Origin of the sequence: Salmonella sp. SAL4457 (genome assembly GCF_046548235.1) — a bacterium.
Classification (GTDB): Bacteria; Pseudomonadota; Gammaproteobacteria; order Enterobacterales; family Enterobacteriaceae; genus Salmonella; species Salmonella enterica.
In genome coordinates, this window is sequence record NZ_JBGDZO010000005.1 from 144,115 (window position 1) to 158,685 (window position 14,571).

The window sequence follows — 14,571 nt, forward strand, 5'->3', positions numbered from 1 at the left end:
CTTATTGCACCTCGTCCACGGCTTTCAGGAGGTCAGCGCCCTGCGGGTTGTCTTTCAGGAACATATCGCGCACCTGGCTGCCCAGCGCATCGCTGAAGGCTTTACGGTCGATATCGGTCAGGACTTCAACTCCGGCTTCTTTCATGCCATCGATAATTTTTTGCTGATCTTCGGCGACCAGTTTGCGCTGGTAGTCACCCGCTTCTTTAGCGGAACTCAGCAGTGCCTCCTGGAGCTGCGGGCTTAAAGCGTCGAATTTGGCTTTATTGATCACCAGCAGCAGAGGCGAATAGGCGTGATGAGTGAGGGAGAGGTATTTCTGTACCTCATAGAATTTCGCTGACCACACGACGTTGATAGGGTGTTCCTGGGCATCAATCGTACGGGTTTCGAGGCCGGTATAGACTTCGGAGAACGGCATCGGAATAGGGTTCGCGCCGAAGATTTTAAAGGCCGCGATATTCATTGGGCTGTTGTTAGTGCGGATTTTTAAGCCTTTCAAATCGCCCGGCGTTTTTACCGGCGCGCGGGAGTTGGTGACGTCGCGCCAGCCGTTTTCCCAGTAGGCGAGGACTTTTAACCCTTTTGAATCGAGTGATTTTTTCAGTTCATCGCCGACTTTGCCGTCGAGCGTTTTATGCGCATGCGCGGTATCGCGAAACAGGAAGGGGACATCAAGTAAGTTGAATACAGGGGCCAGGCCGGTGAAATTGTTCGAACCGGACATTTCCATATCAATGGTTCCGCCGCGCACCCCGCTGATCATTGCCTGGGCGTTACCTAATGTGCTGTCAGGAAAGAGTTTTAGCGTTAATTCGCCGTTGGTTTTTTCTTTTAATAATTCGTTAAATTTTTTCGCGGCAATATGTTGGGAGTCAGTTTGCGGTGTTTCATAACCAAAACGTAAAGATTGCGCCGCCAGAGACGACACGCTGAAAACCGTCAGACCAGCTATCAATAATGAACGAGCAATAACGTGTAATTTCATAATATTATCCTTTAATTAATCCATTTAAGCGGTGTGATAATTAGCTCGGGAATAAAAATAAATAAAACCAGCAGCGACATCAGTACGACAACGTAAGGGAATACGCCTCTTACCGCGTCATCAAATTTCAATTTTGCTACCCCGGAAATAACGTTGAGGACGTTGCCAACGGGCGGTGTGATTAATCCAATAGAGCAGTTAATAATGAACATGACGCCGAAATAAATCGGGTCAATATTGGCTTCTTTAACTAATGGCAATAATACAGGGGTAAGAATTAACACCGTTGGCGTTAAGTCCATCACCATACCGACGACCATAATTGAGATCATAATGACGATAAATAAGAGTCGCGGAGAGTCGACCAGCGGCTGCAGCAAATCTGACACCATCATGGGTAATTCCGCGATCGTAATCAGCCAGGCGGATACCTGAGCCGCGGCTACCAGAAACATGACGACTGACGTCGTTTTGGCGGCATTGACCAGCACGTGGTAGAGACTGGAAAACGTTAATTCCCGATAGATAACCACGGCGACAAAGAGGGCGTAAAACGCGGCAACCGCCCCTGCCTCCGTTGGCGTGAAAAGTCCGGAACGGAAGCCGCCGATGATAATCACCGGTAAAAACAGCGCCCAGATACCTGAAACCAATGATTGCCAGATTTCACGCGGTGTTGCTTTAGGCTGAGAAGGGAGATTTAATCGCCCGGCCTGCCACCACCAGGTGAGCATAAGCGCCGCGCCCATCATGATGCCCGGTGCGATCCCGGCCATAAACAGCTTGCTGATCGACAAGCCGCTGGAAACGCCGAAGATAATAAAAGGAATCGAGGGTGGAATAATTGGCGCAATGATCCCGCCGGAAGCGATTAACCCAACGGAGCGGTTGATCGGGTAGTTTGCGGAGCGCATCATCGGCACCAGCAGCGCGGCGACCGCAGCGGTATCTGCTACCGCAGAGCCGGAAAGGCTGGCCATAATCATTGCCGCAATAACACCCACGTAGCCCAGGCCGCCGGGTTTATGGCCGACCAGCTTCATCGGCAGGTCGACAATTCGCTTTGACAGGCCGCCCGCGTTCATGATTTCACCGGCCAAAACAAAAAAGGGAATAGCCAGCAGGGAGAAACTGTCCGCGCCGTTAACCAGGGTTTGCGCCATAATCTGCACGTCAAACATATCCAGGTATGCCATCAGAGCAGCGCCGCAAAGCAGCAGCGACCAGGCGATGGGTAAACCTATCGCGATCCCGCCGAGCAGGCAGCAGAGAAATATCACCACGGCCATGATTAGGCTCCTTGCTGTGGTTGTTGAAAGGAATCGTTACGCGTTATTAAGTGATAAAGCCGACGCAGCTCGATTAACGCGATGGCAACGCTTGTGGGCAGACAGGCGATATACATCAGGCCGATCGGTAAACCGAGGATTGGCGAGTGATCGCTCCAGTCCTGCAACGCTTTTTGCAGGCTGCCCCAGCCTAATGCGAGGCATAACAATAAAATCAGCGAATGCGTCAGCAGCGAGAGACGACGCTGATTCGCTGGCGAAAGTTTTTCCACCACAAAAGTGACCTGAACGTGAGCGTTATCCATAAATGCAACGATGGCGCCAATAAACGTCAGCCATACAAATAGATAACGTGATAGTTCATCTACCGACAAAATACTGCTCTCAAAACCGTAACGTAAAATAACATTAATAAATACAATGCAGGAAAGTACGGCAATTAATACCGCAAGTATGCCCTCAAGTACCCGCTTCATAACGACTCCATCAGGTTATAGAAACTTATCTCTTTCGATGCTGAATAGTGGAACTTAATTTCTTATGTTTGGTTTATATTAGGTCGGCGCAACGTTGAGTTGCAGGCCGAGAATTAAGGTGATGATGTTTAATTCAGGTTAGCGGCGTGTGGCCTTTTTCATTATGTTAATACCATTGCGTAATATATTTATGCGGTGATTAATATCGGCACTGGCATTGATTTCCAACAATTTAATACCGGTAAACTGCAACAGTTCGGGAGCGGCGGCGGTAATGAGTTCTTTAACATGTTTCTCCGTCATCAGACTTTGTGGACAGAAAGGTGCAAACGGAGCATGGAGGTCCTGCCATTCGCCGTATTCTCCATCCAGCGTTGTACCGGAGAACATCAGCGCCCCGAGTTTTCCAGCCTGTTTGGCCTGCTGCGTGTGGATCAGCGGTAGAGAGGTATCCCGCCCTTCAATAGCGGAGCGCGCCCAGTTAATGCAGACGCTTATGTCATAGTCGGCAATAGTTTCCAGTACGTTTACCAACGGTAAGAATCCTTTGCGCGGTGCGGGGCCGGTCATCGCGTCGCAGTGTTCAAGCACCAGGTCGCAGGACCAGTCCCAGTTGGCAATCTCTTTTAATGAGCGCGCAAAGGCGTCGGTTGCCTGCGCCACGTTCGGATTGCCCGCCAGAGGAGCGGCATGAAGCCCAAGGGCTATGACTTTGCCGGTATTGTTCCCATTGATTTTATTGATCTTCTGATGCAGATGACGATAGTACTCCACGCAGGCTTTACGCTGTTCCTCGTCACTGGACGCTAATCCAAAACCGCCGTTTTCGCTACGGCGACGCATGGTTTCCATTATCGCGGTGACCACGATTTGCCAGTTCCCTGGTGTATGGCGCAATAACCACTCGTCGCCGAGCGGGTGAAGATGTTCAAGACAAGGCTGCTCCAGCCCCCGGATATCCGGAGTATCAGAGAGTTGCCGCCAGAATTCCGTCTCTTCCTCTTCACTCTTCTGGTGAAATGAGGGTGCACAAGGGTACGCACCGATAATATAACCGGTATTATTTTTCATTTTGTGCTCCAGTAAACTCTATTTTATAAAACGTCTATGGCGACTTTTACGACTATTTTCCGTATCGGCGTAGCAATGCTTTTATTACAACCGGGACGATGAACATCCTGCGGGAAAAACAGGGCATAACTTCCCGGTATCATTTCAATGAATGATTCATGTTCACTGTCGTGATAAAAAATAATATCGCGCTGTTCTAATAATGACTCGCTGATTTGATTATTACCGGTATCAATGGCAACCCCAATTGTCTCTTCGCCCCATGCCAGAAACTGAATATCCAGATAGCGGCGATGGACTTCCGGACGATTTTCAGCAGCATCGCGGGTGGTCATATCGATAATCTGCGCGAAGATATTTTGGCCGTCGATTTCCACTACGCCAGGTTCCAGCGTGCGAAAGTCCGTATTGCGCAGGAAATCGAGCGCCTGCTCTATGGCCGACGGTAGCCGGCACGGATTAGGCTGCGCAATATGTCCAAAAATCATGATGTGGCTCCTTACAGCGCCTGAATTTTGGCCCAGACGCTGTCGTCAATGGTGATACCGTGACGGCGGTTGTCATCCAGCAGTTTGGTAAATTCGTGGCCGGGCAGCCGAATCGCGACGTTGTCGTCGGCGCGTTCAGCAGTGGTGATGAAATCCATAATCCGCTGCAGTTTGGCATCGCGGGTTGCGCCATCGATCAGCTTATCCACTTCTATGGCGATGAAAATCTGTGAGACGCCATACTCATCGCTGTTTTCCTGGGTCACTTCGGCAACGGAAGAACCGTTAGAAAGCAGGGTGGCAATCATGTCCAGCACAATCGACAGACCAGATCCTTTCCAGTAACCCATTGGTAAAATGCGGCGATTTTTCTCGATAACGCCCGGTTCTTTGGTCAACTGACCGTTATCGTCGAAACCGCCATCCACCGGCAGTTCGCGGCCCGCCAGACGGTTAACTTCTAACATTCCGTAGGAGAACATCGACATCGACATATCCACCATCGTGATCGGCGTAGACGGGATGGCGACGATCAGCGGATTGGTACCGATACGGCACTCTTTCGCCCCCCACGGCGGCATGACGGCGATGGAGTTGGTCCAGCAAATGCCGATATAGCCTTTTTCCGCCGCCTGCCAGCCGTAGCTGCCGCCGCGCATCCAGTGGTTAGCATTACGTAACGCCACCAGGCCAATACCATGATCGGAAGCCAGCTCGATGGCCCGGTCCATCATCTTTTTCGCCGTCAGGTTGCCGATAGCGCGCTGAGCATCCCACTGTTCGATGGCGCCGAGGCTGGTAACTCGCTGCGGTTTAGCATCAGGAATAATGTCGCCGTTATCCAGTTGCTGGATGAAGCGGGGAAAACGGTTCACGCCGTGGGAATAGACACCGGACTCGGTGGTGCGAGCGAACATTTCCGCGCACTCGTCGGCGGTATCTTCCGCAATATTCCGCGACCGCAAGACGCGGTAGAAGGCCCCTTTTAACTCTTCGAAAGCTACTTTCATCCCTGTTCTCCTGGTCGATTGTTAGAAAATTTAGTATGTTTTTTTGTCGATAAATTTCATAATGCGAAATGTAGTTCCAAATATATAGATCAAAAATTGACATGGCAACGCCAGAGAAGGTTTTTAAAAAGGATTAAAATCATCGGCTTATGTTTTTTATGCTGATATCGTGAACTGCAACACACTTTGAGCTACCATCTGATCGCCCAAGAAAGGAGAGAGTTTTCTGATGAGCCAGAACAACGATAAAGAGAAGCCTGCGGGGAGTCAGAGCCTGTTTCGTGGCCTGATGTTGATAGAAATTTTGAGTAACTACCCGAACGGTTGCCCACTGGCGCACCTGTCGGAGCTGGCGGGGTTGAACAAGAGTACCGTCCATCGTTTGTTGCAGGGGCTTCAATCCTGCGGATATGTGACGCCAGCGCCGGCGGCCGGGAGCTACCGTCTGACGACAAAGTTTATTGCCGTCGGCCAAAAAGCCCTGTCATCGCTGAATATCATCCACGTTGCGGCACCGCACCTTGAGGCGCTCAACCTGGCCACCGGCGAGACGGTGAATTTTTCCAGCCGTGAAGATGATCACGCTATCCTGATTTATAAGCTGGAACCGACCACCGGTATGCTGCGCACGCGTGCCTACATTGGCCAGCATATGCCGCTGTACTGCTCGGCGATGGGGAAAATTTATATGGCGTTTGGTCAGCCGGATTATGTGGCGTCTTACTGGGAAAGCCATAAAGATCAGATCCAGCCGCTGACTCGTAATACCATTACCGATTTACCAGCAATGTACGATGAGCTGGCGCAAATTCGTGAAACCAGCATGGCGATGGACCGCGAAGAAAATGAACTGGGCGTCTCCTGTATTGCTGTGCCTGTGTTTGATATTCACCATCGAGTGCCTTACGCCATTTCTATTTCACTGTCGACGTCACGGCTAAAACAGATCGGCGAGAAAAATCTGCTCAAACCGTTGCGTGAAACCGCACAGGCTATCTCTAATGAGCTGGGATTTACCGTTCGCGAATAAGACAGCTCGCCAGGTTTTATCAGGCATCTGACAAAATTTGTCCGTTTGCGTAGTGGGATCAAAGCGGCGGGGAATGGCTCTCTGGCATTCTGGCGTTTTAACGCAGGGGGAGAACAATGAACCGGTTTATTATGGCGGATGCGTCGGCGTGTATCGGGTGTCGTACCTGCGAGGTCGCCTGCGTGGTGTCGCACCAGGAACAGCAGAATAGCGCGGCGGTGACGACGGCGGACTTTGTGCCGCGTATCCGGGTGATAAAAGAGGATAGCTTCACCACGGCCACGGTCTGCCATCAGTGTGAGGACGCGCCGTGCGCGAATGTCTGCCCGGTACAGGCGATTCGCCGTGATCGGGGGCATATCTTCGTGACGCCATCGCGCTGCATTGGTTGTAAAAGCTGTATGCTGGCTTGCCCGTTTGGTGCGATGACCGTGGTGACGTCCGCGTCAGGCGCGCAGGCGATTAAATGCGATCTTTGCTGGCATCGGGAAGCGGGGCCGGCGTGCGTGGAAGCCTGCCCGACCAGTGCGTTACAGTGCGTTGACGCAGCACACGTGCAGCGCCAGCGCCTCTATTCTCAACCTTTCTGAATGTCGTTCCGGCCTGCATGATGGCCGGAATAACCGTCAGCCTTCACGCCAGGCGCGTTCTATCTCTTCTGCCAGAATTTTTACGCCCGCCTCGATTTTGTCCGGTTCAGGCACGTAGTTCATCCGCATACACTGGTGTGTATGCGGCCAGGGTTTATCCAGTCCGGGAAAGAAATAGTGGCCTGGCACCATCAGCACGCCGCGCGCTTTCAAGCGTTGATAGAGTAGCTCGGTGGTAATCGGCAGATCTTTAAACCACAGCCACAAAAATATTGCGCCTTCCGGTTTATGAATCAGGCAGCGTTCTTCGGATAAATAGCGACGAATGATCGCGATCGTCTGTTGAACGCGCTGATAGTAGAAAGGTTTGATAACCGTTTCCGACAGCCGCAGCAGATCGTTACGCTTAATCATTTCGCACATCATCGCCGGACCCATGCCGCCAGGCGCAAGGCTGATGATGCCGTTCATGTTGGCAATGGCGGTAATCGTCTTATCATTGGCGATGATAATCCCGCAGCGGGAACCGGGCAGCCCCAGCTTCGAGAGGCTCATGCATAGGATAATATTGGGGTTCCACAGCGGGCGCGCCTCGCTAAAGATAATGCCCGGAAACGGTACGCCGTAAGCGTTATCAATCACCAGTGGGATGTTGTGCTGATTCGCCAGTCTGTCCAGCTTCATCAGCTCTTCGTCGGTGATAACGTTACCGGTTGGGTTGGTCGGGCGCGAGACGCAAATCATCCCCGTTTCTTCGCCGATGTGCAGATGCTCAAAATCGACGTGATACTTAAACTGGCCTTCCGGCAGCAGCTCAATATTCGGGCGCGCCGAAACGAAGAGGTCGTCTTCCAGACCGGAATCCGCATAGCCGATGTATTCCGGCGCAAGCGGGAATAGTACCTTTTTCGTACTGCCGTCGGCGCGACGTCCGGCGAAGAGATTAAATAAGTAGAAAAACGCGCTCTGACTGCCATTTGTCAGCGCAATATTCTGTGGTTCGATATCCCATCCCAGCGTTTCACGTAGCAGTACGGCCAGTGCATTCAGTAGCGCCGTTTTTCCCTGGGGACCGTCATAATTACAAAGCGCATCAGCGGCTTTGCCGCTTTCTACCATATCTGTCAGTAGCGTCTGGAAATAATCCTGCATTGCAGGGATGTGTGCCGGGTTACCGCCGCCAAGCATGATGGCGCCTGGCGTGCGTAAGCCGTCGTTGAGATCCTCCATCAGGCGGGTAATGCCTGAATGGCGGGTAAATTTATCGCCGAAAAGTGAAAATGTCATAACGGGTGATCTATCGAACTGTCTGTCAAAGTGGATAACCATAACGCTACAAATGGCGGGGCGCAAATGGGGGTCAGGCGGTGGTATTGATGTTTTATGCTACAAATTTTTATCAGGTTAGTTTTTTATTTTGAAGGGGCTACCGGTACGCGAGGAGACCGGTAGCGCCACGATTAGCGGCGGCCCGCCCAGACGACCATCACCGTATCGTCGCCGTACTGGCGTACAAAACCGTACCCGTGTTTTAGCGTCAGCGTGGTTTGTTGGCCTGCGCCGATGGCGGGATGTCTGGCGCGGAACTGGCTAATACGCTGCCAGTGCGCGACGGCTGCGGCTGACTTTCCGCTCACGTCCTGCCAGTTCATATCTGAACGGGTGCCTTGCAGCGGGTCGGAGCCGGTGGGGCCGAAGGGACGAGCGGATTCATCGCCGTAAAAGATCTGCACCGCGCCCGGCGAAAGCAGCAGCAGTTCCGCCGCCTTATCACCGCCCTCACGGAAAAGGCGCGTATCATGCGAGGAGAGGTAACTTAATACGTTGAAATCCTGCATTTTATCCGCCATCTGCTGCCAGACTGGCCCCATTTCCGCCAGGCAATCGACCGCTTTCGCCGCCTGCTCCTGATAATCAAAATTGATCATCGCGTCGAAACCATAGCGATAATAATCACTTTTCATGACGCCGTGGCCCCACGCTTCGCCAGTCATCCAGAACGGGCTATTATCCAGCGCTTTGTCCGGATTGGTCTGCTTCCATTCACGTAACGCTGCGCTGGCCTGGGTTTTTAGCTGTTGCCAGGCAGGAAGCTCAACGTTTTTGGCAGTATCGACCCGGAACCCGTCAATGCCGTAATCATGCACCCACTGGCTTAACCAGTGAGTCAGATAATCCCGTGGCGTATAGCCTTCAATGAACTTTGCTTTAGTATCGGGTTTGTTGGCATAGAACGCGGGTAGACCGGAAGGCGTGGTAGATTCCGTTTTTATATCCGGCAGGAAGGCCAGCGACAGGGTTAAATCGTCAAATCCCGGACTGTCGTAGTCGCCAATATCGGTACGAATCCACTTTTTCCCCCACCATTTTTCCCAGGCGGCGCTGTCGCTGAAGTTGATGTAGTCGTTAAAGCTGTGCCAGCTTTGTCCGGCGGTGGGTCGCCAGTTTGTCCAGCGATCGCCGAGAATTTTTTGCCGTTCCGCGCCGGATAAATAGAGCGCGCCGAACTGATACTCCTGCATATCCGCCAGCGTGGCGTAACCGGCATGATTCATTACTACGTCAAATAAAATACGGATGCCGCGCTGGTGCGCGCCGTCGACCAGTGCGCGGAGATCGGCTTCGCTGCCCATGTTGGCATCCAGTGTCGTCCAGTCCTGAGTGTAATAGCCGTGATAGGCGTAATGAGGAAAATCGCCTTTTGTCCCGCCGCCGACCCAGCCGTGGATCTGTTCAAACGGCGAGCTTATCCACAAGGCGTTCACGCCTAATTGCTGTAGATAGTCCAGTTGACTCGTCAACCCACGCAAATCGCCGCCGTGGAAAGTGCCAATCTCTTGCATACCATCCTTATGGCGACCATAGCTGTGGTCATTGGTTGGATCGCCATTGCGAAAGCGATCCGTAAGCACAAAATAAACGGTGGCGTTGCGCCAGTTAAAAGGCGCTGACGCATGGGTTTCCGCGCGTTCCAGCAATAAAAGCCCGTGGCTGTCGGCAGGTTGCAGCGTGATTTGCCCGTTTTGGACGGTATCGGTTTGACCACTGTAATAATCGCGCACTACCGTCCCTTCCGGAAAGGTCTGGCGAACATCCAGCGTGAGCGGCGAACCATCCCAGACGGGACACTGGTAGGCGAGCTGCGCGGTGCGCTCAGGTTCAGTTTTTATCGATAACAACAGGGTCGGCGTACCGGAGCGGGTATCTACCGTTATCGTATAGTCGCCATCTTTAAACAAACGCCATTGCGGTGGCGCGCCTTCGCAGGGTTTTAACGACAACATTTGGTTGAGTTTTATGGCGCCGGAGGGCTGCCAGCACTGCTGGTCAATATGGAGCGTTAACGCGCGTGTACCTTTTGTTAATGCAGCATGGCTGGTAAAGCGCCCGGTTTCCTGCGTCGAGAACGTCGGAAAACCGGGTGAGGTCCATGATGAGGCGATCGCGATACCGGGTATCAGCGTCAGAGCGAAGGCGGCAAGTTTCATCACGCTATCCTTTGTGGGCAATATTCATCAGCTTGCTTGGTTTTTAGGCGAATGAACTCCTCCCCAGCAGAGAGTCGCGCAGGAGGAGGTGCGAGGGTGAGCGACGAGGCGCAAAAAAACGCCTCTATTTGCGATAAGCACCACATTATATTGGCATTATTGCTGCCTGTTATCGTTAATACTTGACATAGTTTCGGATTAAGACTATTCCCTGAGGTGCTTTTTAAGCCTATTTTTGCTAGAATTTGGGGTTCAAACCTTAACTTCGTGAAAAATAAAAGGTGTTGGAATGTATCAATCCGACCAGGAGACCTAATGATATTGACTCCCATGCGACGATATGGGGCAATGATTCTTATGTTACTCACCATCGCATTTTCGGGTGAGGTGCTGGCAAAGACGCACGCAACACAAACGAGTCAAAAGTCCCACATAACCGAGACAAGTTATAAACAGGTTAGCAGTAAACAAGAGTATTCTCGCAATAGTGCAAAGAGCAGTTCACTTCCTGATTTGCGAAAATACCCTTCCGGAACCCCCAGAAAAAAAGCGTTTCTCCGGACCGTTATGCCTTACATCACCAGCCAAAATGCCGCGATTACCGCGGACCGTAATTGGCTGATCTCAAAACAGTACCAGAACCGCTGGTCGCCGTCTGAACGCGCGCGTATGAAAGATATCGCGAAGCGCTATAAAGTGAGCTGGTCCGGCAACACGCGTCGTATTCCGTGGAATACGTTGCTGGAGCGCGTCGACATTATTCCCACCAGCATGGTGGCGACGATGGCGGCGGCGGAAAGCGGCTGGGGAACCTCTAAACTGGCGCGTAGCAACAATAACCTGTTCGGCATGAAGTGCACGAAAGGGCGTTGTACCAATACGCCAGGTAAGGTGAAAGGTTACTCGCAATTCGCGTCGGTTGAGGAGTCGGTGAGCGCGTATGTCGCCAACCTGAACACGCATCCGGCTTATTCTTCTTTCCGCAAGTCGCGCGCCCAACTGCGTAAGGCGGATCAGGAAGTCACCGCTACGGCGATGATTCATAAGCTGAAGGGTTACTCTACCCAGGGGTCGCGCTATAACAACTACTTGTTCGCGATGTACCAGGACAACCAGCGTCTGATCGCCGCGCATATGTAATTCTGTGTGCCGGATGGCGCTACGCTATCCGGCTTACAAGGCGTCTGTAGGCTGGATAAACTACAACAACGCTTCACTATGCTGGTCGCGATACTCCTTAGGCGTAGTGACGTACTCCTTTTTAAACACCGAATAGAAATATTGCAGTGACGGGTAGCCGCACATTTGCGAAATTTCGTTTATCGCCAACGTGGTGGAAATCAACAAACTACGCGCTTTTTCCAGCTTTTCGGCGTGGATCAGCGCATGTATCGTCTCGCCAACTTCTTCCTTAAAACGTTTTTCCAGGTTTGAACGTGAAATCCCAACCGCGTCCAGCACTTGCTCGACTTTAATGCCCTTACAGGCATGGTTACGAATAAAGTGCATCGCCTGGATAACCGCCGGATCGGTCAGGGAGCGATAGTCTGTCGAGCGGCGCGCAATGACGCGCACCGGCGGCACCAGAATGCGCTGTAACGGCATCTCTTCGCGCGCCAGCAAACGGTGCAGCAGCTTCGCCGCCTGATAGCCCATTTGCCGCGCCCCCTGCGCGACGGAGGAAAGCGCGACGCGCGACAGATAACGGGTTAACTCTTCGTTATCAATACCGATAACGCAAAGTTTTTCCGGCACCGGAATATGCAGGTGTTCACAGGCCTGCAATACGTGACGGGCGCGGGCATCCGTTACGGCAATGATGCCGGTTTGCGGCGGCAGCGTCTGAAGCCAGTCGGCGAGGCGATTTTGCGCGTGCTGCCAGTTTTCCGGCGCGGTTTCCAGCCCCTGATAGACTACGCCGCGGTATTTTTCCTCGGCGACCAGCTGGCGAAAGGCGTATTCCCGTTCCGCCGCCCAATGTTTGCGGCTGGAGTCGGGCAAACCGTAAAACGCGAAGCGGTTAACGCCTTTTTCTTTTAAATGCAGGAAAGCGCTTTCAACGAGCGCATGATTATCGGTGGCGATGTAATGAACGGCGGGATAATTTTCAGCAAGATGGTAAGAACCGCCGACCCCGACAATGGGTACGTCGACATCGGCCAATAATTGCGCGATATCGTCATCATCGTAATCGGCAATAACGCCGTCGCCTAACCACTCTTTAATGTTATCGATACGGGCACGGAAATCTTCCTCAATAAATATATCCCATTCGGATTGCGAGGCTTGTAAATATTCACCCACCCCCTCCACTACCTGACGGTCATAGGCTTTATTCGCGTTAAATAACAGAGTGATGCGGTGACGTTTATCAAACATGAGGATATATCCTGCAAAAGTGAACCTGGACTCATGGATACTATCAAAACGGCTGACATAACGGTCTGGCGAATGATGACAAATTATTTTGCGCCTGAAACGTTATGCGAAATTCATCACAGCAAACGGCGGATGACAATTGTCATTTCTTATCTATATATTACGGTTTTTTGTTTATTTGCCAGGATTCGATCGCGATCGCTTTTTTCTTCTGTGGTTTTCAGCGTTTTTTTGAGAGCCAGAGCACATTTGGGGATTCTCTTAATAGCGGTGTGAAATAACGTAATTGAGCAATAAATCAGGAAATTCCAGTATGACGTTATGTCGTTTACTTGCCGTCTTATCTGATTATGGAGCTCACTATGCAGGCTTATTTTGACCAACTCGATCGTGTTCGCTATGAAGGCCCTCAATCGACTAACCCGCTGGCATTTCGTCATTACAATCCCGACGAGCTGGTTTTAGGTAAACGTATGGAAGATCACCTGCGTTTCGCGGCCTGTTACTGGCATACCTTCTGCTGGAACGGCGCGGATATGTTTGGTGTAGGCGCGTTTAATCGTCCGTGGCAGCAACCGGGCGAAGCGCTGGAGCTGGCGAGACGCAAAGCGGACGTGGCGTTTGAATTTTTCCACAAACTGAATGTGCCTTTTTATTGCTTCCATGACGTGGATGTGTCGCCGGAAGGCGCGTCGTTGAAAGAATATAAAAACAACTTCGCGCAGATGGTGGATGTGCTGGCGGCGAAACAGGAGCAGAGCGGCGTAAAACTGCTGTGGGGAACGGCGAACTGCTTTACCAACCCGCGCTATGGCGCAGGCGCCGCCACTAACCCGGATCCGGAAGTCTTTAGCTGGGCAGCGACGCAAGTGGTTACGGCAATGAACGCCACGCATAAACTGGGCGGCGAAAATTACGTCCTGTGGGGCGGGCGCGAAGGTTATGAAACGTTGCTGAATACCGATCTGCGCCAGGAACGCGAACAGATTGGCCGCTTTATGCAAATGGTGGTCGAGCACAAACATAAAATGGGTTTCCAGGGCACGCTGCTGATTGAACCGAAACCGCAGGAACCGACAAAACATCAGTATGATTATGACGTTGCAACGGTTTATGGCTTCCTCAAACAGTTCGGCCTGGAAAAAGAGATCAAAGTGAACATTGAGGCGAACCACGCGACGCTGGCGGGCCATTCGTTCCACCATGAAATCGCGACCGCTATCGCGCTGGGTATTTTTGGCTCCGTTGACGCCAACCGCGGCGATGCGCAACTGGGCTGGGATACCGATCAGTTCCCGATTAGCGTTGAAGAGAACGCGCTGGTGATGTACGAAATCCTGAAAGCGGGCGGATTCACGACGGGCGGTCTCAACTTCGACGCCAAAGTTCGTCGCCAGAGCACCGATAAATACGATCTGTTCTACGGTCATATCGGCGCGATGGATACGATGGCGTTGTCGCTGAAAATCGCCGCGCGTATGGTTGAAGACGGCGAGCTGGATAAACGCGTGGCGAAGCGCTATGCCGGCTGGAATGGCGAGCTGGGTCAGCAGATTCTGAAAGGACAACTCTCCTTAGGCGAACTGGCGCAGTATGCGGAGCAGCATAATCTGGCGCCAGTACATCAAAGCGGTCATCAGGAGCTGTTAGAAAATCTGGTTAACCGTTATCTGTTTGATAAATAACCCTATCTACCGGGCGACTCCGCGTTAGCCCGGCCTGTAGTCGTGATTAGCCCGGTAAGCGTAGCGCTGCCGGGCGC

Annotated in this window: 13 protein-coding genes; 4 read left to right on the forward strand and 9 right to left on the reverse strand. The window is 52.1% G+C overall.

The window, feature by feature from the left end; genetic code table 11:
• Position 1: 1 nt before the first annotated feature.
• From yiaO to yiaK, 6 genes are all read right to left on the reverse strand, one after another.
• Positions 2-988 (reverse strand): 2,3-diketo-L-gulonate TRAP transporter substrate-binding protein YiaO, encoded by a 987-nt coding sequence (gene yiaO, locus ACLJNW_RS16860; protein ID WP_000766341.1) that lies wholly within the window; start codon positions 986-988, stop codon positions 2-4.
• 11 nt (positions 989-999) lie between these two features.
• Positions 1,000-2,277, reverse strand: coding sequence for a 2,3-diketo-L-gulonate TRAP transporter large permease YiaN (yiaN, locus tag ACLJNW_RS16865; RefSeq protein ID WP_000301822.1), 1,278 nt, complete (start codon positions 2,275-2,277; stop codon positions 1,000-1,002).
• A gap of 2 nt (positions 2,278-2,279) precedes the next feature.
• On the reverse strand, positions 2,280-2,753 hold the full coding sequence (gene yiaM / locus ACLJNW_RS16870) for a 2,3-diketo-L-gulonate TRAP transporter small permease YiaM (RefSeq protein WP_000832316.1): 474 nt from the start codon (positions 2,751-2,753) through the stop codon (positions 2,280-2,282).
• A 138-nt stretch (positions 2,754-2,891) separates the two neighbouring features.
• On the reverse strand, positions 2,892-3,824 hold the full coding sequence (locus tag ACLJNW_RS16875) for a DUF4862 family protein (RefSeq protein WP_023204155.1): 933 nt from the start codon (positions 3,822-3,824) through the stop codon (positions 2,892-2,894).
• Between the two features lie 23 nt (positions 3,825-3,847).
• On the reverse strand, positions 3,848-4,312 hold the full coding sequence (locus tag ACLJNW_RS16880; RefSeq protein WP_023204154.1) for a YhcH/YjgK/YiaL family protein: 465 nt from the start codon (positions 4,310-4,312) through the stop codon (positions 3,848-3,850).
• A gap of 11 nt (positions 4,313-4,323) precedes the next feature.
• Positions 4,324-5,322: a 3-dehydro-L-gulonate 2-dehydrogenase gene (yiaK, locus tag ACLJNW_RS16885; RefSeq protein ID WP_000861183.1), complete on the reverse strand. Its 999-nt coding sequence runs from the start codon at positions 5,320-5,322 to the stop codon at positions 4,324-4,326.
• 229 nt (positions 5,323-5,551) lie between these two features.
• Between yiaK and yiaJ the strand changes: the two genes are divergently transcribed.
• Entirely contained in the window at positions 5,552-6,352 is an 801-nt protein-coding gene (yiaJ, locus tag ACLJNW_RS16890) for an IclR family transcriptional regulator YiaJ (RefSeq protein ID WP_000081338.1), read from the forward strand.
• A 116-nt stretch (positions 6,353-6,468) separates the two neighbouring features.
• Entirely contained in the window at positions 6,469-6,942 is a 474-nt protein-coding gene (locus tag ACLJNW_RS16895) for a 4Fe-4S dicluster domain-containing protein (protein WP_017466039.1), read from the forward strand.
• 36 nt (positions 6,943-6,978) lie between these two features.
• Here ACLJNW_RS16895 and avtA read toward each other — a convergent pair whose 3' ends face one another.
• Entirely contained in the window at positions 6,979-8,229 is a 1,251-nt protein-coding gene (gene avtA / locus ACLJNW_RS16900; RefSeq protein ID WP_000144381.1) for a valine--pyruvate transaminase, read from the reverse strand.
• 173 nt (positions 8,230-8,402) lie between these two features.
• Entirely contained in the window at positions 8,403-10,430 is a 2,028-nt protein-coding gene (locus tag ACLJNW_RS16905; protein ID WP_023204153.1) for an alpha-amylase, read from the reverse strand.
• A gap of 315 nt (positions 10,431-10,745) precedes the next feature.
• Between ACLJNW_RS16905 and ACLJNW_RS16910 the strand changes: the two genes are divergently transcribed.
• Positions 10,746-11,570, forward strand: a complete 825-nt coding sequence (locus ACLJNW_RS16910) for a protein bax (RefSeq protein ID WP_001575119.1) — start codon at positions 10,746-10,748, stop codon at positions 11,568-11,570.
• A gap of 60 nt (positions 11,571-11,630) precedes the next feature.
• Here the strand turns inward: ACLJNW_RS16910 and xylR are convergent, their stop codons facing one another.
• Positions 11,631-12,809: a D-xylose utilization transcriptional activator XylR gene (gene xylR / locus ACLJNW_RS16915; RefSeq protein WP_000459824.1), complete on the reverse strand. Its 1,179-nt coding sequence runs from the start codon at positions 12,807-12,809 to the stop codon at positions 11,631-11,633.
• Positions 12,810-13,171: 362 nt separating this feature from the next.
• On the opposite strand from xylR, the gene xylA reads away from it, so the two are divergent.
• The gene (gene xylA / locus ACLJNW_RS16920; protein ID WP_023204152.1) at positions 13,172-14,494 is read left to right on the forward strand and encodes a xylose isomerase; all 1,323 of its coding nucleotides are present in this window, start codon (positions 13,172-13,174) and stop codon (positions 14,492-14,494) included.
• Positions 14,495-14,571: the final 77 nt, after the last annotated feature.

Bases quoted from the DNA above. Each gene is read 5' to 3' on its own strand.
- yiaO (WP_000766341.1), bottom strand. From the start codon at position 988: ATGAAATTACACGTTATTGCTCGTTCATTATTGATAGCTGGTCTGACG.
- yiaN (WP_000301822.1), bottom strand. From the start codon at position 2,277: ATGGCCGTGGTGATATTTCTCTGCTGCCTGCTCGGCGGGATCGCGATA.
- yiaM (WP_000832316.1), bottom strand. From the start codon at position 2,753: ATGAAGCGGGTACTTGAGGGCATACTTGCGGTATTAATTGCCGTACTT.
- ACLJNW_RS16875 (WP_023204155.1), bottom strand. From the start codon at position 3,824: ATGAAAAATAATACCGGTTATATTATCGGTGCGTACCCTTGTGCACCC.
- ACLJNW_RS16880 (WP_023204154.1), bottom strand. From the start codon at position 4,312: ATGATTTTTGGACATATTGCGCAGCCTAATCCGTGCCGGCTACCGTCG.
- yiaK (WP_000861183.1), bottom strand. From the start codon at position 5,322: ATGAAAGTAGCTTTCGAAGAGTTAAAAGGGGCCTTCTACCGCGTCTTG.
- yiaJ (WP_000081338.1), top strand. From the start codon at position 5,552: ATGAGCCAGAACAACGATAAAGAGAAGCCTGCGGGGAGTCAGAGCCTG.
- ACLJNW_RS16895 (WP_017466039.1), top strand. From the start codon at position 6,469: ATGAACCGGTTTATTATGGCGGATGCGTCGGCGTGTATCGGGTGTCGT.
- avtA (WP_000144381.1), bottom strand. From the start codon at position 8,229: ATGACATTTTCACTTTTCGGCGATAAATTTACCCGCCATTCAGGCATT.
- ACLJNW_RS16905 (WP_023204153.1), bottom strand. From the start codon at position 10,430: ATGAAACTTGCCGCCTTCGCTCTGACGCTGATACCCGGTATCGCGATC.
- ACLJNW_RS16910 (WP_001575119.1), top strand. From the start codon at position 10,746: ATGATATTGACTCCCATGCGACGATATGGGGCAATGATTCTTATGTTA.
- xylR (WP_000459824.1), bottom strand. From the start codon at position 12,809: ATGTTTGATAAACGTCACCGCATCACTCTGTTATTTAACGCGAATAAA.
- xylA (WP_023204152.1), top strand. From the start codon at position 13,172: ATGCAGGCTTATTTTGACCAACTCGATCGTGTTCGCTATGAAGGCCCT.